Raw genomic sequence first — 25,514 nt, 5'->3', positions numbered from 1 at the left:
CAGGCCGCCGTGTGCGCCACATGATCCGGCCCAGCGCCTTGTATCCTTCGCCCGAGCGGGCCTACCAGATCATCGGCGGCAGGGCGCCCGTCATCGTCATTATTCGGGACTCGATCGGCGAGGTGCCCGATGGTGGCACCACGATCGATACCACCATCACCATCTCGGGCGTTGCAGCGGCTAACAAGATCGTCGAACTCTTCGACGGCAGCACGCTCGTGGGCACCGCCCCTGTCAACGACAGCGGCCAATGGGCCAGGCAGCTCGCCGAACTGGCGCTGGGTGGCCACACGTTCAAGGCCCGCGGCAGCTACGATAGTAAGCCGGAATCGGCCATTCGGACTTTGACAGTGCTCAGGCCCTGACGATCGATGATGCCATGACCACCGGTGCCTTTCGCAGGACGGTAACCCCTCGGCCATTTGCCCACCCCGGCTAGCGCGCCAGTTGTATATGCCCCCTCGGTGCCCAGGGCTATAAAAGATTCCACAGACGCGAAGGGTCATCCGGCCCACCCGCGTGACGGGGGATCGCATGAAAGCCGAAGGTACGGCGGGGTGGATGAGGGTCATCGGGGGCAGGAAGACTGACGACCGGCGCGTGCAGGGCGCCCGGTTCGGTCGTTCCGTCACCACCTCGACCGTTCGGCCTATGCCTTCGCACTCCCCCAACGGGTACGAGGCCAGACCATGAGCGATGCACTTTTCCCTGCCGGGCGCGACACCTTCACAGTCCACGGCCGTTTCTCCGCTGTGGCGAAAACCTGTGCGGATCGCACGGCCGTCGTGTCGGACGCGGCCAGCCTGACCTACGCCGAACTCGATGCACGAAGCGACCGCGTGGCCAACGGACTGCTAGCGGCGGGTGTCGAGCCGGGGAGTTATGTGGCCCTGTTGATGGAGCGGTCGGTCGAGGCGGTCGTCGCGATTTTCGGCGTGCTGAAGGCGGGCGCCGCTTACCTCCCGATCGATACGCGTTGGCCCGCCGATCGGGTGGCCTTTGCATTGCGCGACGCGGACGTGTCGGCGGTCGTTGTCGATCAGGCTCGGGACGTGACCGAGGCCGATGAGGTTCCAGTGTTCACGGTGGGTGACCTGGAAGGCACGGAAAGCGCGTGGGACGGCGCGATCCTCGGCGATGCGGACAGCCCGTTCGCGGCCGAGGCCGCTTCCCACAACTTCGGGGCGCCCTACACGGTTGCGCCTCCCTACGCCGGCGGGACCGGGAACGACCTGGCTTATGCCATGTATACGTCCGGCTCCACCGGTACACCGAAGGGCGTCGAGATCCGCCACGTCTCGATCCTTCGCCTCGTACTTCGCTCGGACTACATCGACTTCGACGCACCGAAAGTGTTGCACGCCGCGCCGCTGGGATTCGACGCGTCCACCTTCGAGATCTTCGCGCCGCTGCTGAATGGCGGCACCTGCATCGTTTACGGCGAGCGCGTGCCCACCGGGCCGGGCATCGCTCGTACCGTGGAGAACCATGGCGCGGAGATCGCCTGGCTCACCGCCGCGCTGTTCAATGCGATCGTCGACGACGATGCCACCAACCTCGCCGGCCTGCGCGTGGTGATGACCGGTGGTGAAGCGCTTTCGGTGCCGCATGTGCGCAAGGCGTATGCCGCGCTGCCGGCGACGACGCTGATCAACGGTTACGGCCCGACCGAATGCACCACGTTCGCGACGACCTACGCCATTCCACGCGAACTGCCCGATGACCTGCGCGCCATTCCCATTGGCAAGCCCATCGGTGAAACCTCGTTGCACGTACTCGACGCGGAGAGCAACGAAGTGCCCGACGGGGAGACCGGAGAACTGTTCATCGGCGGTACCGGCGTCGCGCGCGGGTACCTCAACCGTCCCGAACTTACCGCCGAACGCTTCGTCGCCGGTGGCACCCGCTATCGCACGGGCGACCTCGTGCACTGGCTGCCGGACGGCAACCTCGCCTTCGTCGGCCGCGTGGACGGCCAGGTGAAGATCCGCGGTTATCGCGTGGAAACCGGCGAGATCGACATCGCCCTGCGTGCCCTGCCCGGCGTTGCCGCGGCGGCCGTTATCGCGCGTGAGGACACGCCCGGGGACAAGCGCCTGGTCGCCTACTACGTTGGCGAGAACGACACCGTATCGGCCCGGGATCTGCGCGATGCGCTTTCGCGCACGCTGCCGGAATACATGCTTCCTGTCGCCTGGGTGCGCATGGAGCGGCTGCCGGTGAACGACAACGGCAAGCTCGACCGCAAGGCATTGCCTGCCCCCGATGCCGAACGCCCGGAGCTGGCGGCGGCCTATGCCGCTCCGCGCGGCGACGTGGAGATTGCGCTCTGCGCGATCTTCGCGGGCGTCCTCGGCGTCGGTCGTGTGGGCCGCAACGACAATTTCTTCGACCTCGGCGGCAGTTCCCTCCTCGCGGCGCGCGTGATGGCACGCGTACACGAGGAACTGTCGCCTGTCCCGACCCTGGTCGGGTTCTTCGCCGAGCCGACGCCGGCCGCAGTGGCGAACACGATCGAGGGAAGGGCCGCTCGGTGGGAGCCGACCCTGTCGGGGGCATACCAAGTGCCGGCCGGTGAACCCGTGGCGATCATCGCCGTGGCCGGGCGGTTCCCCGGGGCGCCTGATGCCGAAACCTTCTGGGACAACCTCTGCGCGGGCCGCGAGTCCATCCGCTTCTTCGCGCCCGGCGAACTCGATCCGGCCGTGAGCCAGGCCGAACGCGACGACCCGGGCTACGTGGCCGCGCGCGGCGTGCTCGATGGTGTGGACCAGTTCGACGCGGGTTTCTTCGGCATGTCGCCCCGCGAGGCGGAACTCACCGATCCGCAGCAGCGCCTGTTCCTGGAACTGTGCTGGGAGTGCATGGAGCGCGCGGGTTACGTCCCCGACGGCCAAACGGCGCCGGTCGGCGTGTTCGGCGGCATGCACAACGCCACGTATTTCCAGAAGCACATCAGCGGCCGCCCCGACCTCATCGAAAAGCTCGGCGCGTTCCAGGTGATGCTGGGCAACGAAAAGGATTACCTCACCACGCGCGTGGCGCACAAGCTCAACCTCACCGGCCCGGCGATCAGCCTCAACACCGCCTGCTCCACCTCGCTGGTGGCGATTGCGCAGGCGTTCGACGCGCTGCGCGCCGGCCGCTGCGACATGGCGCTTGCCGGGGGTTCTTCCATCTCGTGCCCGCCGAACAGCGGCTACATCGCGCAGGAAGGATCGATGCTGTCGCCGGACGGCCATACGCGCACGTTCGATAAAGACGCCCAAGGCACGGTCTTCAGCGACGGCGCCGCCGTGGTGCTACTGAAGCGCCTGTCCGACGCGCTGCGCGACGGCGACCCGGTCTATGCCGTGATCCGCGGCGCCGCCGTAAACAACGACGGCGCGGTCAAGGCCAGCTTCACCGCGCCGAATGCCGCGGGCCAGGCGGCGGTGATCACGATGGCGCTGGACGATGCCGGTGTCTCGCCCCGTGACATTTCCTACGTGGAAGCACACGGCACGGCCACACCGTTGGGTGACCCGATCGAGCTGGAAGGACTAACGCGCGCCTTCCGTCGTGCCACGGGTGACAAGGGCTTCTGCGCACTGGGCTCGCTGAAGAGCAACGTGGGCCACATGGTCATGGCAGCCGGCGCGGCCAGCATCATCAAGACGGCGTTCGCGCTCAGTGAGCGCCGCCTGCCGCCCTCGCTGCATTTCCAGGCAGCCAATCCTCGCCTGGGCCTCGACGACTCGCCGTTCGTGGTGAACGACACGCTGCGTCCGTGGCAGACCGCGGGCGGACCCTTGCGCGCCGGCGTCAGTTCGTTCGGCGTCGGCGGCACGAACGCACATGTGGTGCTGGAGGAAGCGCCGGAGCGCACGCCGTCCGAGCCCGCCAGCGGCCCACAGCTCCTGCTTCTCTCCGCACGTACGCCGGCGGCGCTGAGCCACGCCGCCGCGCGGCTGGCCGACCATCTGGCCGCCCATCCTGACGGCAACCTCGCCGATACCGCCTGGACGCTCGCCTGCGGACGCAAGGCCTTCGCACAACGCACGCACCTCGTCGCGCTGTCGGCGAGCGACGCGGTCACGACACTCCGCGACATCGCGGCAGCCGCCATGTGCCGCGCCTGCGCCGATCCGGCGCCTCGCATCGTGTTCCTGTTTCCGGGCCAGGGTTCGCAATACGCGGGCATGGGCCGCGAACTCCACGCGACGGAACCCGTGTTCCGCGCGGCGCTCGACGAAGTGGCGAACGCGCTGCTCGACGAACTCGGCTTCGACCTGCGCGACCGGATGTTCGCCGACGATGCCGACGCGCTCAAGGCCACCGCTCTGACCCAGCCGGCAACCTTCGCGCTCGAATACGCGCTCGCCCGGCTCTGGATGAGCCTTGGGATTGAGCCGGTAGCCATGATCGGACACAGCGTGGGCGAATTTGCCGCCGCCGCGCTCGCCGGTGTCATGTCGCTGGCCGACGCCGCGCGCCTGGTCGCACGGCGCGGCCGCATGATGCAGGCGTTGCCGTCCGGATCGATGCTTTCCGTTCGTCTGGGGGCCGCCGAGCTGCGGGCCCGGCTCCCGGACGCTCTTTCTCTCGCTGCCGAGAACGCGCCGAACGCCAGCGTGGTATCGGGGCCGGCGGATGCCGTCGACACCTTCCGCGCACTGCTGGAAAGCGAAGGCGTCGCCTGCCGCATGCTGCACACCTCGCACGCGTTCCACTCCGCGATGATGGACCCGGTGCTCGCCGGTTTTCGCGCCGAAGTCGGCGCGGTCGCGCTTTCGGCGCCGCGCCTGCCGATCGTTTCCACCCTCACCGGCATGCCACTCTCGGCGGAGGAAGCCACGTCGCCCGATTACTGGGCGCGGCACATGCGGCATACCGTGCGTTTCTCCCCGGCGCTGCTGCACACGCTGGAAGACGACACGCATGCGTTCCTCGAAGTGGGCCCGCGACCCAGCCTCGCGCTCCTGGCGAGGCAGCATGCGCAGAGCCGCGGTCGGACCATCGTGGCCTCGCTCGGCGACGGCCCCGCCGACGAGCGTGCCGCCTGGCTCGCCGCCGCCGGCACGCTGTGGTCCGCGGGTGCCGCGGTCGCCACCCACGCCTTCGACCATCGCGAGCAGCGCCGCCGTGTGCGCCTGCCCACCTATCCCTTCGAGCGCAAGCGGCACTGGATCGACGCCCGGCTGCCCGCCTCGGTCACCCCTATCGCCGCCGCCGCGCCGCTCGCGCCGCCCGCCGCCATGCCCGCCTTCGTACCGGAGTTCCCCATGCCGATGCCTTCCGCGCCCACCTCCAGCAATCGTCCGCAGCGCCTCGCAGGCGAACTCATCGCCCTGTTCGAAGACGTGTCGGGCGCCGAGCTCGACGGCGTGGACCCGTCGTCCAATTTCGTCGAACTGGGCCTGGATTCGTTGTCGCTTACCCAGGTGGCGCTGCAATTGCAGAAGACCTATGCCTTGAAGATCACCTTCCGCGAACTGATGGACGGCTGCTCGTCGTTCCAACGGCTCGCGGCGCATATCGATCGCCTGTTGCCGGCTGAAGCCCAGCCGGTGGCGCCCGTGGCCGCGGCAATTCCCGCGCCGGCCATGGCGGCGGCACCGGCGGCGCTGGCCACCGGTGGCGGACTGGTCCAGGACGTGATCGCGCAGCAGATGCAGATCATGCGGGAACAGTTGGCGTTGCTTGCGGGAGCCGCCGCTTCCGCGCCTGTGATTGGGGCTCCTGCGCTTGTGGGAGCCGGCTCCGTCGGCGATCCCGCGGCAGCGGGCACCGCGCAGCAAGCACCCATCGCCGCTGAAGCGGCTCCCACACAAAGCCAGGACGAAGAAGCGGCGCTTGCGCACACCACCTACGACGTGAAGAAGGCGTTCGGCGCCATCGCGCGCATCCATTCCACCCACACCGACCTCAGCGCGCGGCAGCGCGCGCGGCTGGAAGCCTTCATGCGCCGTTATACCGAGCGCAGCAAGGCGTCGAAGGCCTATACCGAGGAACATCGTCCGCACCTCGCCGATCCGCGCGTTGTGAACGGTTTCCGTCCGCTGCTCAAGGAGATCGTGTACCAGATCGTGATCGAGCGCTCGAAGGGCTCGAAGGTGTGGGACCTCGACGGCAACATGTACGTGGACGCCCTGAACGGCTTCGGCATGAACCTGTTCGGCTGGCAGCCCGACTTCGTGCTCGACACCGTGCGCACCCAGCTCGATGCAGGCTACGAGATCGGTCCGCAGCATCCGCTGGCCGGCGTCGTGGCGAAGCAGGTGTGCGATATCACCGGCTTCGACCGCGCCGCGCTGTGCAACACCGGTTCCGAGGCGGTCATGGGTTGCGTGCGCGTGGCGCGCACCATCACCGGCCGCGATACGCTGGTGATCTTCACCGGTTCCTACCACGGCATCTTCGACGAAGTGATCGTGCGCGGCACCAAAAAGCTCAGGTCGGTACCGGCAGCGCCCGGCATCCTGCGCAACACCGCCGAGAACGTGCTGGTGCTCGACTACGGCACGCCGGAATCGCTGGCCATCATCCGCGAACGCGCCTCGTCCATCGCCGCCGTGCTGGTCGAGCCGGTGCAAAGCCGCCGTCCCGATTTCCAGCCGGTGGAATTCCTCCAGGAACTGCGCGCCATCACCGAGGAATCGGGCACGCTGCTGATCTTCGACGAGGTGGTCACGGGTTTCCGCTCGCACCCGCGCGGCGCCCAGGCGATGCTCGGCATCGATGCGGACATGGCGTCCTACGGCAAGGTGGTGGGCGGTGGCTTCCCGATCGGCGTGATCGCCGGCAAGCGCCGCTTCATGGACGCGCTCGACGGCGGCCACTGGCGTTTCGGCGACGACTCCACGCCCACCGTGGGCGTAACCTATTTCGCGGGCACCTTCGTGCGGCACCCGCTGGCCCTCGCGGCCGCCCATGCGGTGCTCAACCACCTTGAGGAACAAGGCCCCGAACTGCAGGCCACGCTGAACGCGAAGGTCACGGCCATGGCCGAGGAACTCAATGCGTTCTGCGCGAGCGTGGGCGCCCCGGTGCAGATCGTGCACTTCTCGTCGGTGTGGAAGACGGTCTTCACTGAAGACCACCCGCTGCAGGACCTGCTGTTCGCGATGATGCGCAGCCGCGGCATCCACATCCTGGACAACTTCCCCTGCTTCTTCACCACGGCGCACAGCGAAGCCGATTTCGCAGCCATCGCTACCGCCTTCCGCGAATCCATCCTCGAAATGCAGGAAGCCGAATTCCTGCCGCGCCGCCGCGAGCCGGCCGCCTTCGATGCCGCGCAGCCGCCTGTACCGGGCGCGCGCCTGGGCAAGGATCCCGAAGGCCGTCCCGCTTGGTTCGTTCCCAACCCGGATGCGCCGGGCAAGTACCTGAGGGTTACCGCATGACGCCCAACGAGCTGGCCGCCGCCACGGCGGTCGACTACGATCCGTTCGCCGGCGCGCCGCTCGCGCGTCTCGTGCCGACGACGGCCGCGCAACGCGAGGTGTGGCTGGCATCCCGGCTGGAGCCGGAAGCCTCGCTGGCGTACAACGAGGCGGTGTCGTTGAACCTCAAGGGCTTGCTCGACGTGCCGGCCCTCGAATGGGCCCTGCAAGGCATCGTGGACCGCCACGAGGCGTTGCGCGCCACCTTCAGCGGCGACGGCGAAGGACTCTTCGTCGCCGAACATACGACCTTGCCGATCGCCTTCCACGATGTGTCGCTGCTTGCACCTTTCGAAAGCGACGCGCGCATCCAGGCGGCGTTCTCGCGCATCGTCACTACCCCATTCGACCTCGAGAACGGACCGCTGGTCCGCGCGGAACTCTTCCGCCTCGGGGCCGATCGCCATCTCCTGACCATCGCCGCGCACCACATCGTGTGCGACGGCTGGTCGTTCGGCGTGATCGTGCGCGATCTCGCCGCCCTATACGCGCAGCGGACCGGCAAGGGCAACGGCCCGGCCCCCGCGGGCGCGTTCTCGAACTTCGCGTTGGCCGAGGCTGCGCACGCCGGCAGCGAGACGGCGCGGGAGGACGAAAAGTACTGGCTCGACCGGTTTGCCGGCGCGGTCCCCGTACTCGACCTTCCCGTCGACCGTTCCCGCCCCCGCCGGCGGTCGTTCACCTCACGGCGCGAAGACCGCATGCTCGACCCGACGGACGTCGCCGCCATCAAGCGGCTCGGCGCCGCGCAGGGCGCCAGCTTCTACGCGACCCTGCTCACCGCTTTCGCCGTCCTGCTCCGCCGCGTCGCGGGGCAGGACGACGTGGTGATCGGCATTCCGACGGCGGGCCAGGCGGCCGAAGGGCTGGACACTCTGGTCGGCCACGCGGTCAACGTGTTGCCCTTGCGCGCACGCATCGACGACACGGCCAGCTTCGCCGACGTGCTCGGCACCGTGCGCAACGACCTGCTCGACGCCTTCGAGCACCAGCGCTACACGCTTGGCAGCCTGCTCGCGCGCCTTTCGCTCGCGCGCGATCCCTCGCGCCTGCCGCTGGTGGCCGTGTTGTTCAACCTGGACGCGCAGCTGGACGAAAGCACGGTGAGCTTCCCCGGGCTGCGTTTCGACGTGGAAGCCGTGCCCCGCGAGTACGAGAACTTCGAGCTGTTCGTCAACGCGGTGCAGGTCGACGGCGGCCTGCGCCTCGAGTGCCAGTACAACGCCGATCTCTTCGACGGCGCCACGATCCAGGGTTGGCTCGACGCGTACGTCACGCTCCTGCGACAGGCCGCGCTGGATCCCCGTGAAGCCGCCGTCGCCCTGCCGATCGTCAGCGATGCCGTCTACCGCGAACTGGCGGCGCTGCAACCCGCCCCCACGCCATTCCCGGAACTGCGCCTCGCCCACGAATTCTTCGAACAGCAGGTAGACCGCGCCCCGGAACGCGCCGCGGTGCGCCATGCCGACCGTTCGCTGAGCTATGCGGCGCTGGAATCGCGCGCGAACCGCATCGGCAACGCGCTGCGCGAGCGCGGCATCGGCCACGGTGCGCTGGTGGGCCTGTCGCTTGCCCGCGGCATCGACATGGTGGCCGCCGTGCTCGGTGTTTTGAAGTCGGGCGCCGGCTATGTCCCGCTCGATCCCGCCTTCCCTGCCGACCGTCTTGCCTTCATGGCCGAGGACGCCGCGCTGGCCGCACTGGTGGTCGACGACGACACGCCGCTAGCGTTCGACTTCGATCCCGCGCGCGTGCTCGCGCTCAACAGCGACGAGCTGGCGCGCGCATCGTTCGAGCGGCCGGAGCGCAACCGCCGGGCTGCCACGCCCGATTCGGTGGCCTATGTCATCTTCACGTCCGGCTCCACCGGTCGCCCGAAAGGCGTGCGTGTGCCGCACCGCTCGGCCGCGAACTTCCTTACCAGCATGCAGCGCGTGCCCGGCATCGCGCCGGACGACCGCCTCGTGGCGGTCACCACGCTGTCGTTCGACATCGCCTTCATGGAACTGATGCTGCCGCTCACCAGCGGCGCGGAAATCGTGGTCGCCGGACGCGACGATGTGCGCGACGGCGGCCAGCTGCGCAGCCTGATCGAGGAAAGCGACGCCACGATGATGCAGGCCACGCCAGCCGGCTGGCGGCTGCTGGTCGATGCCGGCTGGCACGGCCGCCCCGCGTTCCGCGCCGTGTCCGGTGGCGAGCCGCTGCCGGTCGACCTGGCGGAAGCGCTGCTCGATCGCTGCGGCGAGGTGTGGAACGGCTACGGCCCGACCGAGACCACGGTGTATTCGACCTACTGGCGCGTGTCCGATCCGCGCGAGGGCATCTATATCGGCCGCCCGATCGCCAACACCACCGTCCACATCCTCGACGAACGCGGCAACCACTGCCCGCTCGGCGTTCCCGGCGAGATCCACATCGGCGGTGCCGGTGTCACGCTGGGATACCTCGACCGCCCGGAACTCACGGCTGAGAAGTTCGTGCCCGATCCCTGGTCGGAAACACCGGACTCGCGCATGTACCGCACGGGCGACCGCGGACGCTGGCTGAGCAACGGCCTGCTGGAACACCTCGGCCGCCTCGACTTCCAGGTGAAGGTGCGCGGCTACCGCATCGAACCGGGCGAGATCGAAAGCGTGCTCGCCGATGCGCCCGAAGTCACGCGCGCCGTGGTCATGGCGCGCGAGGATCGTCCCGGGGACGTGCGCCTGGTCGCCTACGTGGTCGGCCGCGACGGCGCGCAGCCGGAGGAAGATTCGCTGCGTGCGCGCCTGCGCGCCCGCCTTCCCGACTACATGGTGCCGCAGCACATCCTCGTGCTCGACGCGATTCCGCTGCTGCCCAACGGCAAGATCGACCGCAAGGCCCTGCCGCCGCCGGTGGCGCATTCCATGGCCGCCCCCGGCGAGCGCGTGGCGCCGCGCAACGACGACGAGCGCCGCGTGGCCGCCGCCATGGAGGCCGTGCTCTGCCTGCCCGACCTCGACATCCGCGACGACTTCTTCGCCCTGGGAGGGCACTCGTTGCTCGCCGCCCAGCTCACCGCGCGGCTGAACCGCGAGTTCGGCGTGACCCTGTCCTTCCGCACGTTGTTCGACGCGCCGACGATCGAACAGCTGGCCGCGGCGATCGGATCGCAGGTGGCCAGCGGCGCCGCGCCGGCGACCGACCCCATCCTGCATCGTGTGGACACCGAACAGGACCACGCTCCGCTTTCGCTGATGCAGCGGCGCCTCTGGGCGCTGGAGCGCATGCATCCGGGCCGTGTCACCTATAACGCGCCTTCGGCGCACCGCCTGCGCGGCAAGCTCGACGAGCATGCCTTCGACATGGCGTTCCAGGCCCTGATCCAGCGGCAGCCGATCATGCGCACCGCCTTCCGCGACCTGGGGGCGGATATCGCGCAAGTCGTGGAGCCGCGGCTGGAATATCCGCTGTTCCCGGCCGAGGACCTGAGCCACCTGCCGCACGAGGAGCGCGAGACGCGCCTCATGCAGCGCTTGCAGGAACTGACCGACACGCCGTTCGACCTGGGCCGGGCACCGCTGTTCAGCGCCCGCATGTTCCGCCTCGCCGAGGACGAGCACGCCCTGTTCTTCATGCCGCACCACATCATCTGGGACGGCTGGTCGTTCGACATCCTCTACAACGAACTCTCGGCGCTGTATCGCGCCTTCGTCGCCGGCCTGCCCTCGCCGCTCGCCCCGCTGCCGGTGACCTACGGCGACTTCGCCGAGTGGCATGCGCACTGGCTGGAATCCAATGCCTTCCGCGGCCAGCTGGACTTCTGGCGCGACCGCCTGGCCCAGATGGGTGACGTACGCGCGCTGCCGACGGACCATCCGCGTCGCCCGGGCATGTCCGGCCTGGGCCGGACCGAGTGGATCCGCGTGTCGCGCGAAGACACCGACGCGATGCACGAGGTAGCACGCCAGGCGGACGCCACGCTCAACATAACGCTCCTGGCGCTGTACTTCGCCATGCTTTCGAGTTCCGCCGGCCAGCGCGACCTCGTCGTCGGTACGCCGGTGCGCGGACGCAACCAGACCGAGGTCGAATCGGTCATGGGCTACTTCAACAACCTGCTGCCGCTGCACGTGAGCGTGGATCCCGCGCTGTCCTTCCTCGAATTCGTGCGCCACGTGAAGCGCATCGCCATCGAGGCGTTCGGCCATCCCGACGTGCCGCTGGAGTACCTGCAACGCGAACTGCGCGTGGGACACGGCGCGGGCGCCACGCTCTACCAGGCCCTGTTCTCGTTCCAGGATGCACGCCAGCGCGTCGTGGACTGGGGCGGCCTTGCGCACGAGCAGATCCTGCTGTTCCAGAGCGGCGCCACCGAAGACCTCGGCCTCTGGTTCCTCGAAGGGCACGCGGGCATGGTGGGCGGCGTTACCTATAACGCGGACCTGTTGCAGGCGGACACCGCACGCCTCATGCGCGAACGCTACCTCGACATGATGCGCCGCGTGGCCGGCGATCCCGCCATCGCCGTGGGTGCGCTCACCGCCGCCACGGCGGCCGAACTCGAGCGCATGCACGGGTGGAACGATACGAGCGCCGACATCAGGCTCCCCGCGGACATTCACGCCATGGTCGCGGCATCGGCCAGCGCTGCACCTGACGCCATCGCGATCGTGCATGGTCGGCATGACGTCACCTACGCGTCGCTGCTACGGCGCGCCACGCGCATGGCCGTGCTGCTGCGGGAACGCGGCGGCATTCGCGGCAGTGTGGTCGGACTGTGCGTCGATCCCGGCACGGATCGCGTGGCGGGGCTGCTCGCCATCGCGATGATCGGCGGCACGGCGCTGCTGCTCGACCGCGCCGACCCGAGCGCCCGGCTGAAGGAAATTCTCGCGGACGCGCGGATGACCGTGCTGATCGGCGACGCGGCACTGGAGACCATGCTCGACTGGCCGCGCGCGTGCGCGCTGTGGCTGGATGCGGATCACGCCGAGCTGGGCGCCGTCGATATCGACAGTGCCGAGTTCAGCGCCGCGGACCCGGATGCTCCGGCCATCGCGTTCCAGACGCAAGGCACCGACGGCAAGCCGCGCGGCGCGGCGCTTTCGCATCGTGCGCTGGCGGGCATGGTCGAAGGGTTGGCCGATGCGCTCGACGTGAAGGTGGCGGAGCGGATAGCGGGGGACGCATTGCCGTCCGATCCGATGTCCGTCGTGGAGGCACTGCTTGCGTTGGCACGCGGCGCGACCTGGGTTATCGCCGACAGGGTCGGCTCCCACCAGGCCGTGGAGACCTTCATCGCCACGCCGGAGACGTGGCAGGCGATGCTCGATGGCGGTTGGGGCGGTGACCGGCAGATGCGTGCCGTCGTCGCGGGCGGTACGCCCAGCCCGGATATGGCGGCGCGAATTGCCTCGGACACCGCGGCGCTGTGGACGCTGTTCGGCGATGCGATGACGGCACCGGTCGCCACGTGCGGCCGCGTCGAACACGTGGCCGACGCGTTGCACCAGGGCAAGCCGTTATCGCATGCCCAGGTCTGGATCCTCGACGAGGACGGCGAACCGTGTCCCATCGGCGCCACCGGCCAGGTGGCCGTCGCCGGCGACACACTCGCCGTGCCTTTCGGCCAGCGCGCGGCCCTCGAACGCCAGACCGGCGAAGGGCGCGTGCTGCGCACGGGTTACCGCGGGCGCTGGCTGCCCGAGGGCCAGTTGCAGGTGCTCGATCGTTCCGATCGTCGCCTGCGCCGCCATGGCATGGATGTGGAGCCGGCGGCGGTCGAATCGCTGTTGCTTACCCAGGCGGGCATCGTTCGTGCGCTCGCCGTGCAGCGCACCGACCCTGCCGGTCTCGCACGTATCGACGCCTACGCGGTAGCCGCACCGGGCGCGTCCGTCGATGCGGACGGTTTGCGCGCCGCCCTCTGTGGCGTCCTGCCGGACTGGTCGATGCCCGCGCACCTCGTCGTGCTCGACGCCCTGCCGCTCTTGCCGACGGGCGAGCCCGACCTGGCGGCGTTGCCGCTTCCCGCGGAACAGCGCAAGGGGGCGGCGGCGGACAGCACCGAGCCCCGGAGCGAGAGCGAACGCCTGCTCGCGTCGGTGTGGACGGAACTGCTCGGCATGTCGCGCGTCCGTACCAGCGACAACTTCTTCGATGTGGGCGGACATTCGCTGCTCGCGGTGGACATGGCCGTCCGCGTACAGAAGCTCACCGGCGTGCAACTCAACCTGCTGGACATCGCGAACGGCACGCTGGGAACGCTTGCCGCCGAACTGGCCAACGCTCCGCCGGCACCGGCAGCCACCGCGGGAAAACGCGGGCTGCTGAGTCGCCTGCTTGGCCGCGGCTGATCCACGGCGCCCGGGGGGAACGCCATGACACACATCGCCTGGTTCGTCTGCTGGACGTCGGCCGCACTGCTCGTGCACGTCTTCGCCGGCTATCCGCTGCTGGTGTGGTTGCAGGCGCGCCTGCGGCCTCGTCCGGTGGCACGCAGGGACGTCCTGCCCACGGTGAGCATCGTGCTCGCCGTGCACGACGGCGAACGGCATATCCGCGCGAAGCTCGCCAACCTGCGGCAGCTGGACTATCCGGCGGCGCTAGTCGACATCGTGCTGGTGTGCGACGGCTGCCACGACGCTACCGTGGTCATGGCGCGGCGTTCCACCGATGCACGCCTGACGGTGCTCGACCACCCCAACCGGCGCGGCAAGGCCGCGTGCCTCAACGACGCGGTGGCCCTCACGCGCGGCGAGGTGATCCTGTTCACCGACGTGCGCCAGCGCCTGTCGCCCATGGCGCTGAAGGAACTGGTGGCGAACCTGGGCGATCCCGACGTGGGCGCGGTGACCGGCGAGCTGCACATGGAGAATGTCCGTACCGGATTCGCCCAGGGGGTGGATTTCTATTGGCGCTACGAGAAGGGCATTCGCCACGCGGAGAGCCTGTCCGGTTCCGCCATCGGCGTGACCGGTGCCATCTACGCGATGCGCCGCGCCCTGTTCCAGCCGCTGCCGCCCGGTACGGTGCTCGACGACGTGCTCGTGCCAATGCGCGTGGCCGCGCAGGGCAAGCGCGTGGTCTTCGAGCCCAAGGCCATGGCCTGGGACCAGCCTTCGCAGGTGCCCGAGGACGAGCGCCGCCGCAAGATCCGCACCCTGGCCGGCAACTACCAGCTGATCCAGCTGGCACCGTGGCTCCTGCTGCCCTGGTGCAACCCTCTCTGGTTCCGCTTCGTCAGCCACAAGCTGCTGCGACTGATGGCACCGTGGCTGATCGTGGCGCTCACGGTCAGCAGTGGCCTGCTGGTGACGCGGCATCCCATGTACGCCATTGCCTTCGGCGGCCTCGTGGCGGGCCTGTTGCTGGTTGGCGTGGCCCGCCTGCAGCCGCCGCTTGGTCGCCTGCTGCCGCTGCGCATCGCCGTGGCGTTCTTCTACCTCAACCTCTTCGCCGCGCAGGCACTCGTCGCCTTCGCGCGCAACCGCAGGCTGCATCTATGGTGATCCCAACCACCCCGCGCGGCGCGCCCGGCATTCGTGGCCGGCTCGGCGAACTCTGCTACTCCAGCGGCCTGCTGCATTCGTTGCAGCGTGTGCGGGCGTGGTGGCAGCGCGACCTGCGCATCCTCGCCTACCACCGCGTGATGCCGCTGCCCGACCCGGATGCCTACGAGTTCGACCTGGAGCTCATCAGCACGCCGCCGGCCGAATTCCGCGAACAGATGCTGCACCTGAAAAGGCACTTCCGCCCGATGCGGCTCACCGATATCGTCGCCGCACTCGATGCGGGCGAGGCGCTTCCGCCCGACACCGTCGCCGTCACCTTCGACGATGGCTACGACGACAATTACCGCATTGCCGCCCCCATCCTGGACGAGGTGGGCGTGCCCGCCACGTTCTTCGTCTCCACGGGCCACCTCGACAGCGGGCGTCCTTACGCCTACGACTGGCTCGTGCACATGATCCTGCTCACCGGCGCACCGAGGCTGGTGCTGCCGGAACTGGCGATCGACGTCGCACTGCCGGCCGAGCGCGCGCTGCGCCGGCGCATCGCCGGCAATGTGCTGCTGCGCATGAAGTGGCTGGATGCCTTCGGGCAGACGGCGATGACCGAACGGCTCGAAGCCGAGTGGAACATGCCCTCGGTGAAGGCCCGGCCGGTCGACTGCCGCCCCATGACCTGGGACCAGGCGCGCGAGATGGAAGCGGCCGGCCTCGAATTCGGCTCGCACGGTGTGCACCACCGGATGCTGGCGCGCCTTCCGCAGGACGAGATGGAGCGCGAGATCCGCGAATCGAAGGCCACCCTCGAACGCGAACTGCGCAACCCCGCCGTGCTCATGTCGTACCCGGTCGGCGGTGACCGCGCCTACAACGATGCGGTGATCGCCGCCACGCGCAATGCCGGTTTCCAGCTGGCATGCAGCTACATCTGCGGCACCAACGCCGAGCCGAGCGTGAATCGCTATGCCCTCAGCCGGCTGCCCGTGGAGAGCAACATGGGTCCCGGCTGGTTCGCCGCGATGCTCGCCCTGCCCCAATTGATGAGTTATCCCACGCCTCCGCACGCCGCGACCGGCCCGAGGGAGCAGGCATGTTCCCCCTGATCCTCCTGTATGTGGTGCTCACCATCATCCGTCCGCAGGACTACATTGCCGGGTTGGACACCGTGCCGATCCTGCCGGTGGTGCTGCTCTTGGCATTCGCGGCGTGGGTGGTGTCGAAGGAGAAGACCTTCGAAGCGCCGCAGTTCGTGATCCTTCCCGCCTTCCTGCTGATCCTCATGGTCTCGCAGGCGACCAACGGCTGGGCCGGTGGCGCCGTGGACGAACTGGCCCGGTTCGGTCCGGTGGTGATCGCGTTCTTCGTGTTCGGCGCCTCGTGCAGCACGCAGAAGCGTGTGCGCGTGGCGATGGGGGTCTTCGTTGCCTGCGCGGCCGTGCTGGCCTTGCACGGCGTGCAACAGGCGAACGTCGGTGTCGGCTGGACCGGCATTCCCCTGGGCGAAGGCAACCGCATCCAGTACGTCGGCATTTTCAACGATCCGAACGACCTGGGCTTGCTGTTCGCGTCGACGTTCCCGATGGCCGTCTTCCTCGGCCGCCGTGGCGCGGGGGCGATGCGGCCGGTGTGGCTTGCTGCCGCGGTGCTCCTGCTTTACGGCACTTACCTCACCAATTCCCGCGGCGCCTTGTTGGCGGTGCTGGTCGTGGCCGGCTGCTACATCTGGTATCGCAAGGGCGTCGTCGTCGCCGGCATGCTGGGCGTGGCCGGTCTCGCCGCGCTGAAGGTGCTGTCCTCGCGCATGGACGAACTGGACGCGGGCGAGGAATCGGCCGCTGGCCGTGTGGACGCGTGGTATTCGGGCCTCGAGATGTTCCGCGAGAACCCGCTGTTCGGCGTCGGCCCCGGCAACTTCACCGAGTACAACGAACTCACGGCGCATAACTCCTTCGTGCTCGTGCTGGCGGAAACCGGCTTCGTCGGCTTCGTGCTGTGGCTGGCCTTCGTCGCCTACGGGTTCATGATGATGCTGAAGATCGTGCGCTTTCAGCGCCCGGCCGACGCCGATCCCGCGATCGAGGCCGCCTGGGTCGCCGAGAAGCAGATGGCGCTCGCCCTTCTGCTCTCGCTGTGCGGCCTTTTCGCGGCTGCCTTCTTCCTGAGCCGCAGCTACATGGTGGTGCTCTACCTCATCGCCGCCATGGTCGCCGGCTACTACGTCGGCGCGCGGCGGCGCTGGCCGGAACTGCCCATGTTCCGCCTGTCGGAGGGCGGTTGGCGCTGGGTACCGGCAGGCGCATGCAGCGTATTCGCCTTGTTCGTCCTCGTTGCCGTGCTGCTGCGAACCACATGAAGACCTACGAAAACCTCCTGCGCAACGTTCTCTGGCCCGCCTACGAAGGTGGCCTTCGCCGTCGCGGCACGCCGAAGCACATGCGACGCTACGAACAGGACCAATGGCTGCCGCCGGAACAGGTCCAGGCCTTGCAGTTCGATCGCCTGAAGCGGTTGCTGGAATGGTGTTACCGGGAAGTGCCTTATTACCGCCGGCGCTGGGACGCCGAAGGCGTGGCGCCGGGTGACATCCGCAGCCTGGATGATTACGCGAAACTGCCGGTGCTCACCAAGGCCGACATCCGTGCCAACGCAGACGACCTCAAGGCCCGGTCCCTGAAGGACGCACTGGCGTACAAGGCCACCGGCGGCTCCACGGGCGAGCCCCTGCGCTATGGCTATACCCGCGAAAGCAACGACCGCCGCGTGGCGGTCATGTGGCGCGGATACGGTTGGGCCGGTTCGCGCATGGGCAGGCGCACGCTGTTCCTCTGGGGCGGCGCCGTGGGACAACCCAGCCGATCGCACCAGCTGAAGGACCGCGTGTACAACGCCGTGTTCGCGCGCAAGCTGCTCGACAGCTTCCGCATGAGCGAAAGCAACATGGCCGACTACGCCGATGCCATCGACGCGTACCGTCCCGAAGTGATCGTCGGTTACGTGGGCCCGCTCGTCCGGCTGGCGGAATGGCTGCTGGCGCAAGGGCGGCAGGTGGCCCGTCCTACGTCGATCATCGGCGCCGCCGAGGCACTGCACCCCTTCCAGCGCGAGATCGTCGAGCGCGCCTTCGGCGCCCCTGCGTACAACACCTATGGCTGCCGCGAGGTCATGCTCATCGCCTCCGAGTGCGAGCACCGCGAAGGCCTGCATGTGAACGCCGACCACCTGGTCGTGGAAACGCTGGATGCCGATGGCAAGTCGGTCCATGCGGGCAGCGGCGAAGTGGCCATTACGGACCTCTTCAACTACGGCATGCCTTTCATCCGCTATGTGAACGGCGACATGGCCACGCATTCCGCGTCGCAGTGCGCCTGCGGCAGGGGCCTGCCCATGCTCGCATCGGTGGATGGGCGCAAGCTGGATGCCATACGGACGCCGGCCGGGCACATCCTGCCCGGCGAGTTCTTCCCGCACATGCTGAAGGACGTGCCTGGACTGGCGCGTTTCCAGCTCGTGCAGCGCAGCCTCGAGCGGCTCGACCTGTCCATCGTGCGCGGGCGCGATTTCGAGGACGCCTCGCTGGACTACATTCGCCGCGAGGTCGCCAAGGTGCTCGGCGAGAGCGCCGAACTGCATTGCCATTTCGTCGACGACATTCCCCTCACCCGCAGCGGCAAGTTGCGCGTCACCGTTTCGGAGCTGGCCTCGTGAACATCACCCACTTCGTGGAGAACCTCAACCGCGGCGGCCTGGAGCGCATGGTCCTGGACCTCGTGAAGGAACAGCACCGCCAGGGGCACAAGGTGCAGGTGATATGCCTGTTCGAACGCGGTTCGCTGGCTTCGGAACTGGATGCGATCGGCATACCCGTGACGGCATGCCACAAACGCAAGGGCTTCGACCTGCGCGCACTGGGCCGCGCGCGGCGCCTGCTGGCCGACCACCACACCGAGGTGCTGCATACGCATAACGCGGTGGCGCACTACCAGGCCGTGTTGGCCAGTGCCGGCATGGGTATTCGCCAGGTGGTGAACACACGGCACGGCATGGGCGCGCAGCGCAAGCCTGGGCGCCGCGAGTGGCTGTTCCGCCGCGCGCTCGGTGCCACCGATGCCGTGGTCGCCGTGTGCGAGGCGGCACGCGCCGACGCCGTGCGCCGCGGCATCGCGCCCGCGGGAAAGACCTGCGTGGTACCGAACGGCATCGTGCTGGACGGCTTCGACGTGGCTTCGGATGCCATGCACGAACGACTTGCCCGGCTCATCCGCGTGCCGCTGGGTACGCGCATCATCGGCAGCGTGGGCCGGTTGAACTGGGCCAAGGACCAGGCGGGCCTCATTCGCGCCTTCCGCATCGTGCGCCATGCGCGTCCGGACACGGCACTGGTATTGGTCGGCGACGGGGAACTGCGCGAGACCCTTCGCGCCTGCGCCTTCGACGAAGGCGTGGCGGGCTGCGTGCACTTCCTCGGCGACCGCAACGACGTGCGCGAGTTGTTGCAGGGCTTCGACCTGTTCGCCCTTTCGTCGGTGACGGAGGGGTATTCCATGGCCTTGCTGGAGGCCTGCGCGGCCGGCCTCCCCATCGTCGCCACCGACGTGGGCGGCAACGCGGAAATCGTGCACGACAACGCCACGGGTCGCCTCGTGCCGCCGTGCGATCCGCCCGCCCTCGCGAATGCGATCCTCGAGCTGTTGCATGCATCGCACAGGGCGTCCAGGCTGGGACTGGCCGCGCGGGCCTGGGTGGAGAACAACGGTTCGCTGCAAGCCATGGCCGCCCGTTACGGGCAGCTCTATTTCGGCGACATGGAACCTGTGTCGTGAAAATCCTGGTCGTCACCAACCTCTTTCCGACGCCCTGGGATTCGCGGCGCGGCACGTTCAACCGGCAGCAGTTCCAGCGCCTGGCGGAGCGCCACGCCGTGGACGTGCTTACCGCCATCGATTTCCGCGAGCGCGCGGGCCCGGCCTCGAACGACGCCGGCGTGGCCGGTGTCCACTGTGACTACTTCACCTTCTTCCATCCCCCGGGCTTCGGCCGCTTCCTCAACGCCTTCTGCTTCTTCGCCTGCCTGATGTGGCAGCGCGGCCGGGAACTGCGCAAGGCGGATTACGACGTGATGCTCGCGAGCTGGGCCTATCCGGATGCGGCCGGTGCCGCTTGGGTCGCCCGTCTGCTCGGCATCCCTTACGTAGTTAAGGTGCACGGCAGCGACCTGAACGTGCAGGCGGAGTTCCACCTGCGCCGCCCGCAGATCCGCTCGGCCCTGCGCGGAGCCGCAGGCGTCGTCGCTGTCAGCCGCGCACTCGCGCGCAAGGCCATCGACCTGGAAGCCCGCCCGGACGCCGTGGAGACGGTCTACAACGGTGTCGACACACGGCTCTTCCACCGCGGCGATCGAAACGCCGCACGCCAGCGGCTGAACCTGCCCGCCGACGTGCCCGTCGTGCTCTACGTCGGCAACCTGAAGGCCACAAAGGGCTGCCACGACCTCGTCGAGGCCTTTCCCGCGCTGGCCAGCCGGCATCCCGATGCGCGGCTCGTCTACGTCGGCGACGGCCCTTGCCGCGCCAACCTCGAGGACCGGGCCGCGTCATTGTGCTGTGCGCCCGCGGTGCGCTTCGCCGGCGCGGTCGACCACGCCGCACTGGCCGACTGGTTCCGTGCGGCAAACGTGCTATGCCTTCCGAGCCATAACGAAGGCGTGCCGAACGTGGTATTGGAAGCCATGGCCTGTGGCATACCCATTGTCGCCACCACCGTCGGTGGCATTCCCGAGGTCGTTCCCGACCACGCGGGTATCCTCGTGCCCCCGCACCAGCCGCACGAGCTGGGCACCGCGCTGGTGGAGGCCTTCGAACGGCATTTCGATCCCGTGGCCATCGCGGCGCATGCCGCCACCTTCCGCTGGGACGAGAACATCGACCGGCTCGAACGGCTCCTTGCCCAGGCTGCGGTGACCCCTGTGGGAGCCGGCAAGCCACCCGACCAGCCCGACCACATCCCGAACACATGAACCTGAAACTGAAAAAGCACGATCTGCTCGGCCTGCTACCGGAACACCTCGTCCTCACCCGGACGCGGGACGCCGATCTGCGCTACCTGAGTTTCGACGACGGCCCCGAACCGGCCCACACACCCAAGCTCCTCGACACCCTGGCGAAGCATGGCGTGAAAGCCAGCTTCTTCCTGGTAGGCGAGAAGATCGAACGGCATCCCGACATCGTGAAGCGCATCGTCGACGAGGGCCACATGATCGGCAACCACTCGTACAGCCACTGGTCGTTCCGCAACATGGACATCGCGAAGCAGCTCGACGAGGTGTACCGCACCGATGCCCTGCTGCGCGAGTTCGACGACCGGCCGCACCACCGCATGCGGCCGCCGCACGGTTATGTCGGGGCGTCGCTGCTGGCTCATTTCGCGCGCCGGCGCCGCAGTTTCGTGTACTGGTCGTACGACAGCCTGGACTACCAGGACCGCCCGGTGGAAGCGCTGATCGACCGCCTTCGCCGCGATCCGCCCGCGGCCGGCGACATCGTGCTCATGCACGACGACAGCGACAAGGCGGCGGACGCGCTCGATGTGCTCCTGCCGGAGTGGCTGGCGCAAGGCATGCGCTTCGCCGCGCTGCCGGGCAGCGCGGCATGAGGATCCTCTACCATCACCGCACGCGCGGCCGGCACGTGGAAGGTGTGCACATCCGCGGCATCGTGGGCGCGCTGCGCGAACTGGGCCACGATGTCGACGTCATGTCGTTCCCCGGCGCGGATCCCGAACATGAAGTGGAGACGACCGCGGCCGCCACGAGAGGGCGAGTCGCGGGCCTCGTGACGAAGCTCCCGGGCGTCGTCTTCGAGATGTTCGAACTGCTTTACAACGTGGTGACGCTGGCGCGCATGGGGCGCGCGTGGCGCCGTGCGCAACCGCAGCTTATCTACGAGCGCTATTCTCTGTTCCTTTTCGCCACCATATGGCTCGCCCGCCGGCGTGGCATTCCCCTGGTCCTCGAGATCAACGACTCGGCGCTCGTGGAACGCGTGCGGCCGCTGAAGATGCGCGGGCTGGCGCGGCGCATCGAACGCTGGTGTTTCCAGCGCGCCACCGGACTCGTCTTCATCTCTACCTATTTTCGTGACACCGCCCTCGCAGCCTACGGCGACATCGCCCCCTGCGTGGTGTCGCCCAACGCCGTGGACCTGCCCCGCTTCGATCCCGCGCGTTTCGATCGGGACCGCCTGCGCGAAGAGCGCGGGCTCACCGGACGGATCGTCTGCGGCCATATCGGCGTCTTCGCCCAATGGCATGGTGTGGACGCCTTCGTCGAGGCCATCGCCCACCGGCTGGAAAGCGTGCCCGACCTCGCGCTGGTGTTCGTCGGCGACGGCAAGACGCTGCCCGCCGTGCGCGAGCTGATCACGGCGCGCGGCTTGTCCGACCGCGTGCTGCTGCCCGGCCGCGTGCCGCACGACGAGGTAGCGAGCTGGATCGCGTGCATGGACTACGCCGTGCTGCCGAACTCCAATCACTACGGCTCACCCATGAAGCTGTTCGAGTTCATGGGCATGGGCGTCGCGGTGGTTGCGCCGGACTATGCGCCGGTCGCCGAAGTGATCGCCGATGGCCACACAGGCTGGCTGTTCCCCCGCGGTGACGCCACAGCCTGCGTGGAGCGCGTGCTAGAACTGGCCCAAAGGGCGGAAGAGCGTCGGCGCGTGGGCAAGGCAGCCCGCGACTACATCGCAAGCGAACGGCAGTGGCGCAACAACGCCGAGCAACTGCTTACCCTGGTACAGGCCGGAGCCTCGTCGTGATCGCTGTCGCCGCCGTCCTCGTCGTCCTCGCCGCCGCGGCAGTCCTGGTCACCGTGGCCATCCGCGTACGCAACATGCAGTACTGGCTGTGGGGCTACCTCACTCGGCGCAAGCCGCCGAAGGCCGAGGGCCCGGTGCACGTGCTGTTCTGCTTCGTTGACCACTTCGAGCCGAACTGGGGCCGCGTCGACATGGACACCCAGCGCCGCCGCGTGGATCGCTGGTGCAGCGAGTACCGCGCCATGGCCTCGCGCCACCGCGATGCCGACGGGCGCATGCCCCAGCACAGCTTCTTCTACCCGGAAGAGGAATACGTGGAGGAGCATCTCGACAAGATCGCCGCCCTGTGTGCCGACGGCTATGGCGAAATCGAGATCCACCTCCACCACGACAACGACACGCCGGAAAACTTCGTCGCCACGATGGACAGGTTCAACCGCCTGCTGCACGACAGGCACGGCGCGCTTCCTCGCGATCCGGTGACGGGCCAGCTGCGCTTCGCCTTCATCCACGGCAACTGGTGCCTGGACAATTCGCGGCCCGACGGCCGGTGGTGCGGCATCGACAACGAACTGATCCTGCTCAGGGAGCTTGGCTGCTATGCCGACTTCACCCTGCCCTCCGCACCGAGCGACACGCAGACGCGCATGTCCAACGCCATCTACTACGCCACTGACGATCCGCACCGCTGCAAGTCGCACGATACCGGTGTGCCGATGCGCGTCGGCGGCAAGCCGGTGGGCGACCTGCTGATCATCCAGGGACCGCTGGGGTTGAACTGGAAGGATCGCCGCTTCGGCATCGTGCCGCGCATCGAGAATTCGGATATCCGCAAGGGTTGCCCGCCGTCCCGCACGCGGGTGGACCAATGGGTGCGTACCGGTATCCACGTGGAAGGCCGCCCGGAATGGGTGTTCGTGAAGGTGCATACGCACGGCACGCAGGAGCGCGACATGGACACGCTGCTGGGCAAGCCGGTGGACGAGATGCACACCTATCTCGAAAACGCGTACAACGATGGCCGCGATTACGTGTTGCACTACGTCACGGCACGCGAGATGTACAACATCGCGAAAGCCGCGGAAGCCGGCATGACCGGCAATCCGGGCCTATACCGGGACTACGAGCTACCCCCTCCCGCGAGCAACAGGGTGACTGCCAGCGCCATCGCCTCAGCCTAAAGGGGATAGCAAATCCTCCCACTTTCCATCTCCTTTCGGAACATGACTTTGTTTATCTGAATCCAATGGGCTTTCTCTTGAGGGCTCAAGTTCGGCGCCGGATTTTCCCCATAGACGTCCATGCTGTGGATGTAAGAAGGTAGTCGTAACAGGGAGGGGAATCCCTTGCCGTCGCCCGCAAGGCCTGATCGAAGGACGCGCGCGTTGCGTTCCACGTCCGCGTACCCATAGCGCATGTGCGATGGATTGTAGCCGCCTACTGCCTCAAGCAATACGCGAGTCTGATAACTGAAGCATCCGATAATGCCATTCCATAAGATCAGTTCGCCATCCGAGGCCAAGGGACTCGACTTGAAAATCTCGGGCAACCCGATGAAGTGCACATTGTGCTGTGCCGCTTGCTCGATCACGTAACGCTCCCAACCCCTCATGGTGGGATAACAGTCGTCATCGAAGAGAAAGACGTGCTCACAGCCCTGGTCCATGAGGTAACGCAGGCACTTGTTGCTCGTGATGGCCACACCAACTCGCTCCGTGTCCTTCTCTACGCGCACAAGCGAGCCTTCCTCGCACAACGATGGGAACGCCTCGGGAACACTTCTAACATCCGTCGTGATAATGCCTATGCCGATCATGAAAAGGACTCGATAACCTGGCGCCGTATCTCGTTGATCCGGCGAAGCGAATAATTCTCTCTCACGTGCTCGGCGAGCCTCTCTGCCTTTTCCTTGCGGTAAGGCTCATCCTCCACCAGACGCTTCAAGATGGTCCGCCATTGCGACCTGCAGCCGGCCAGAAGGACGGCGTCTCCATCCGTGGAGTTGTCGTACGGATGTATCTTGGAGCCGACGAAGGCAAGGCCCTTGGCTCCCGCCTCCAAGGCTTTCAGGTTGCTCTTGGACTGGTTGAATATCGTTTCCACCAAGGGAGCTACGGAGATGGCGTGCCCGTTATAGACGTCCATGTAGGAGCATACCGGCCTTACCGGCTTGAACTTGGCAAAGCTGTACAGCGACCTGATCCTCGCCCACTGGGACGATTTTTCCTCGTTGCCGGCTATCACCATGTGATTCCTTGGCACGCACGACTGAATCATCTTCAGGTCCTCGAAATGCGTCGCCCCGCCTGCGTAGATGATCTTTCGGTCTTCGCAAGGCTCGGTCCGCGTGAACTGATCCTCATCAAAAGGCAGCGCATTCGGAACCAGAACAATGTTCGGGTTGTAGGGCCTTACTCGGCCGGCAAGATACGCGTTAGTCGCAAGGACCACATCGGCCCGCTGGATGTTACCGATGAGGGTTTGGGTTATCCCTGCGCGCTGGTAGGCGGCGTACAACACATGGTCCGGGCCTAAGACCACATCATCGTCGATATCGATGATGATCTTGATGCCTCTCTTGCGGATGACGTCAAGCCGGTCATGCGCGACAAGCAGCCGGTTGTAGAACAGGACGGGAACCTTAGCCTTGACATCGGTCAGGTATCGCATGGGGTTGGCGATGCGGTGATAGTTGCAGGCTGAATTTTCTGAAACGTGGTATGCCAGGAGCCCCAGAGTCCTCACTTGCTTCATCCTCAGCCACTCTTCTGGTATTCGTCCGTGGGCCGCGAGAACGG

14 protein-coding genes are annotated in these 25,514 nt (G+C 67.5%); 12 read left to right on the top strand and 2 right to left on the bottom strand.

The window, feature by feature from the left end:
- The 12 genes from ACPYOD_RS05625 to ACPYOD_RS05570 all read left to right on the top strand — a co-directional run.
- Window positions 1–365, top strand: a 365-nt coding sequence (locus tag ACPYOD_RS05625; RefSeq protein WP_481300744.1) for a hypothetical protein, incomplete at its 5' end; no start/stop codon positions are given.
- 324 nt (window positions 366–689) lie between these two features.
- Window positions 690–7,388 carry an amino acid adenylation domain-containing protein gene (locus ACPYOD_RS05620; RefSeq protein ID WP_481300743.1) on the top strand — a complete coding sequence of 2,233 codons (6,699 nt, stop codon included), beginning with the start codon at window positions 690–692 and terminating at the stop codon, window positions 7,386–7,388.
- Entirely contained in the window at window positions 7,385–13,750 is a 6,366-nt protein-coding gene (locus tag ACPYOD_RS05615; RefSeq protein WP_481300742.1) for an amino acid adenylation domain-containing protein, read from the top strand. The genes ACPYOD_RS05620 and ACPYOD_RS05615 overlap by 4 nt, the downstream gene beginning before the upstream one ends.
- Before the next feature lie 24 nt (window positions 13,751–13,774).
- Window positions 13,775–14,905 carry a glycosyltransferase family 2 protein gene (locus ACPYOD_RS05610; RefSeq protein ID WP_481300741.1) on the top strand — a complete coding sequence of 377 codons (1,131 nt, stop codon included), beginning with the start codon at window positions 13,775–13,777 and terminating at the stop codon, window positions 14,903–14,905.
- Window positions 14,899–16,008 carry a polysaccharide deacetylase family protein gene (locus ACPYOD_RS05605; protein WP_481300740.1) on the top strand — a complete coding sequence of 370 codons (1,110 nt, stop codon included), beginning with the start codon at window positions 14,899–14,901 and terminating at the stop codon, window positions 16,006–16,008. The genes ACPYOD_RS05610 and ACPYOD_RS05605 overlap by 7 nt, the downstream gene beginning before the upstream one ends.
- Window positions 15,996–17,258 carry an O-antigen ligase family protein gene (locus ACPYOD_RS05600; protein WP_481300739.1) on the top strand — a complete coding sequence of 421 codons (1,263 nt, stop codon included), beginning with the start codon at window positions 15,996–15,998 and terminating at the stop codon, window positions 17,256–17,258. The genes ACPYOD_RS05605 and ACPYOD_RS05600 overlap by 13 nt, the downstream gene beginning before the upstream one ends.
- Window positions 17,255–18,610, top strand: coding sequence for a phenylacetate--CoA ligase family protein (locus ACPYOD_RS05595; protein WP_481300738.1), 1,356 nt, complete (start codon window positions 17,255–17,257; stop codon window positions 18,608–18,610). The genes ACPYOD_RS05600 and ACPYOD_RS05595 overlap by 4 nt, the downstream gene beginning before the upstream one ends.
- Complete coding sequence (locus ACPYOD_RS05590) at window positions 18,607–19,725, top strand: glycosyltransferase (protein WP_481300737.1); 1,119 nt, start codon at window positions 18,607–18,609, stop codon at window positions 19,723–19,725. The genes ACPYOD_RS05595 and ACPYOD_RS05590 overlap by 4 nt, the downstream gene beginning before the upstream one ends.
- Window positions 19,722–20,918 (top strand): glycosyltransferase family 4 protein, encoded by a 1,197-nt coding sequence (locus tag ACPYOD_RS05585; protein ID WP_481300736.1) that lies wholly within the window; start codon window positions 19,722–19,724, stop codon window positions 20,916–20,918. Before ACPYOD_RS05590 ends, ACPYOD_RS05585 begins: the two co-directional genes overlap by 4 nt.
- A complete protein-coding gene (locus tag ACPYOD_RS05580) occupies window positions 20,915–21,553 on the top strand; it encodes a polysaccharide deacetylase family protein (protein ID WP_481300735.1) in 639 nt (212 codons plus the stop codon). The genes ACPYOD_RS05585 and ACPYOD_RS05580 overlap by 4 nt, the downstream gene beginning before the upstream one ends.
- Window positions 21,550–22,716, top strand: coding sequence for a glycosyltransferase family 4 protein (locus ACPYOD_RS05575; protein ID WP_481300734.1), 1,167 nt, complete (start codon window positions 21,550–21,552; stop codon window positions 22,714–22,716). Before ACPYOD_RS05580 ends, ACPYOD_RS05575 begins: the two co-directional genes overlap by 4 nt.
- Window positions 22,713–23,897, top strand: coding sequence for a hypothetical protein (locus ACPYOD_RS05570; RefSeq protein WP_481300733.1), 1,185 nt, complete (start codon window positions 22,713–22,715; stop codon window positions 23,895–23,897). The genes ACPYOD_RS05575 and ACPYOD_RS05570 overlap by 4 nt, the downstream gene beginning before the upstream one ends.
- On the opposite strand, the gene ACPYOD_RS05565 is transcribed toward ACPYOD_RS05570, so the two are convergent.
- Window positions 23,894–24,532, bottom strand: coding sequence for a hypothetical protein (locus ACPYOD_RS05565; RefSeq protein ID WP_481300732.1), 639 nt, complete (start codon window positions 24,530–24,532; stop codon window positions 23,894–23,896). The two genes, ACPYOD_RS05570 and ACPYOD_RS05565, sit on opposite strands and share 4 nt — an antisense overlap.
- Window positions 24,529–25,386, bottom strand: coding sequence for a glycosyltransferase family protein (locus ACPYOD_RS05560; RefSeq protein WP_481300731.1), 858 nt, complete (start codon window positions 25,384–25,386; stop codon window positions 24,529–24,531). Before ACPYOD_RS05560 ends, ACPYOD_RS05565 begins: the two co-directional genes overlap by 4 nt.
- Between the last annotated feature and the right edge of the window lie 128 nt (window positions 25,387–25,514).

It is taken from the genome of Luteibacter sp. HAY1-4A (assembly GCF_056755355.1).
Note: the sequence above shows the minus strand (reverse complement) of the source record. Positions and strands in the feature narration are given on the sequence as shown.

Coding starts and splice junctions, on each gene's coding strand:
- ACPYOD_RS05595 (WP_481300738.1), top strand. CDS start 17,255: ATGAAGACCTACGAAAACCTCCTGCGCAACGTTCTCTGGCCCGCCTAC.
- ACPYOD_RS05560 (WP_481300731.1), bottom strand. CDS start 25,386: ATGCGATACCTGACCGATGTCAAGGCTAAGGTTCCCGTCCTGTTCTAC.
- ACPYOD_RS05575 (WP_481300734.1), top strand. CDS start 21,550: ATGAGGATCCTCTACCATCACCGCACGCGCGGCCGGCACGTGGAAGGT.
- ACPYOD_RS05615 (WP_481300742.1), top strand. CDS start 7,385: ATGACGCCCAACGAGCTGGCCGCCGCCACGGCGGTCGACTACGATCCG.
- ACPYOD_RS05610 (WP_481300741.1), top strand. CDS start 13,775: ATGACACACATCGCCTGGTTCGTCTGCTGGACGTCGGCCGCACTGCTC.
- ACPYOD_RS05620 (WP_481300743.1), top strand. CDS start 690: ATGAGCGATGCACTTTTCCCTGCCGGGCGCGACACCTTCACAGTCCAC.
- ACPYOD_RS05580 (WP_481300735.1), top strand. CDS start 20,915: ATGAACCTGAAACTGAAAAAGCACGATCTGCTCGGCCTGCTACCGGAA.
- ACPYOD_RS05565 (WP_481300732.1), bottom strand. CDS start 24,532: ATGATCGGCATAGGCATTATCACGACGGATGTTAGAAGTGTTCCCGAG.
- ACPYOD_RS05605 (WP_481300740.1), top strand. CDS start 14,899: ATGGTGATCCCAACCACCCCGCGCGGCGCGCCCGGCATTCGTGGCCGG.
- ACPYOD_RS05600 (WP_481300739.1), top strand. CDS start 15,996: ATGTTCCCCCTGATCCTCCTGTATGTGGTGCTCACCATCATCCGTCCG.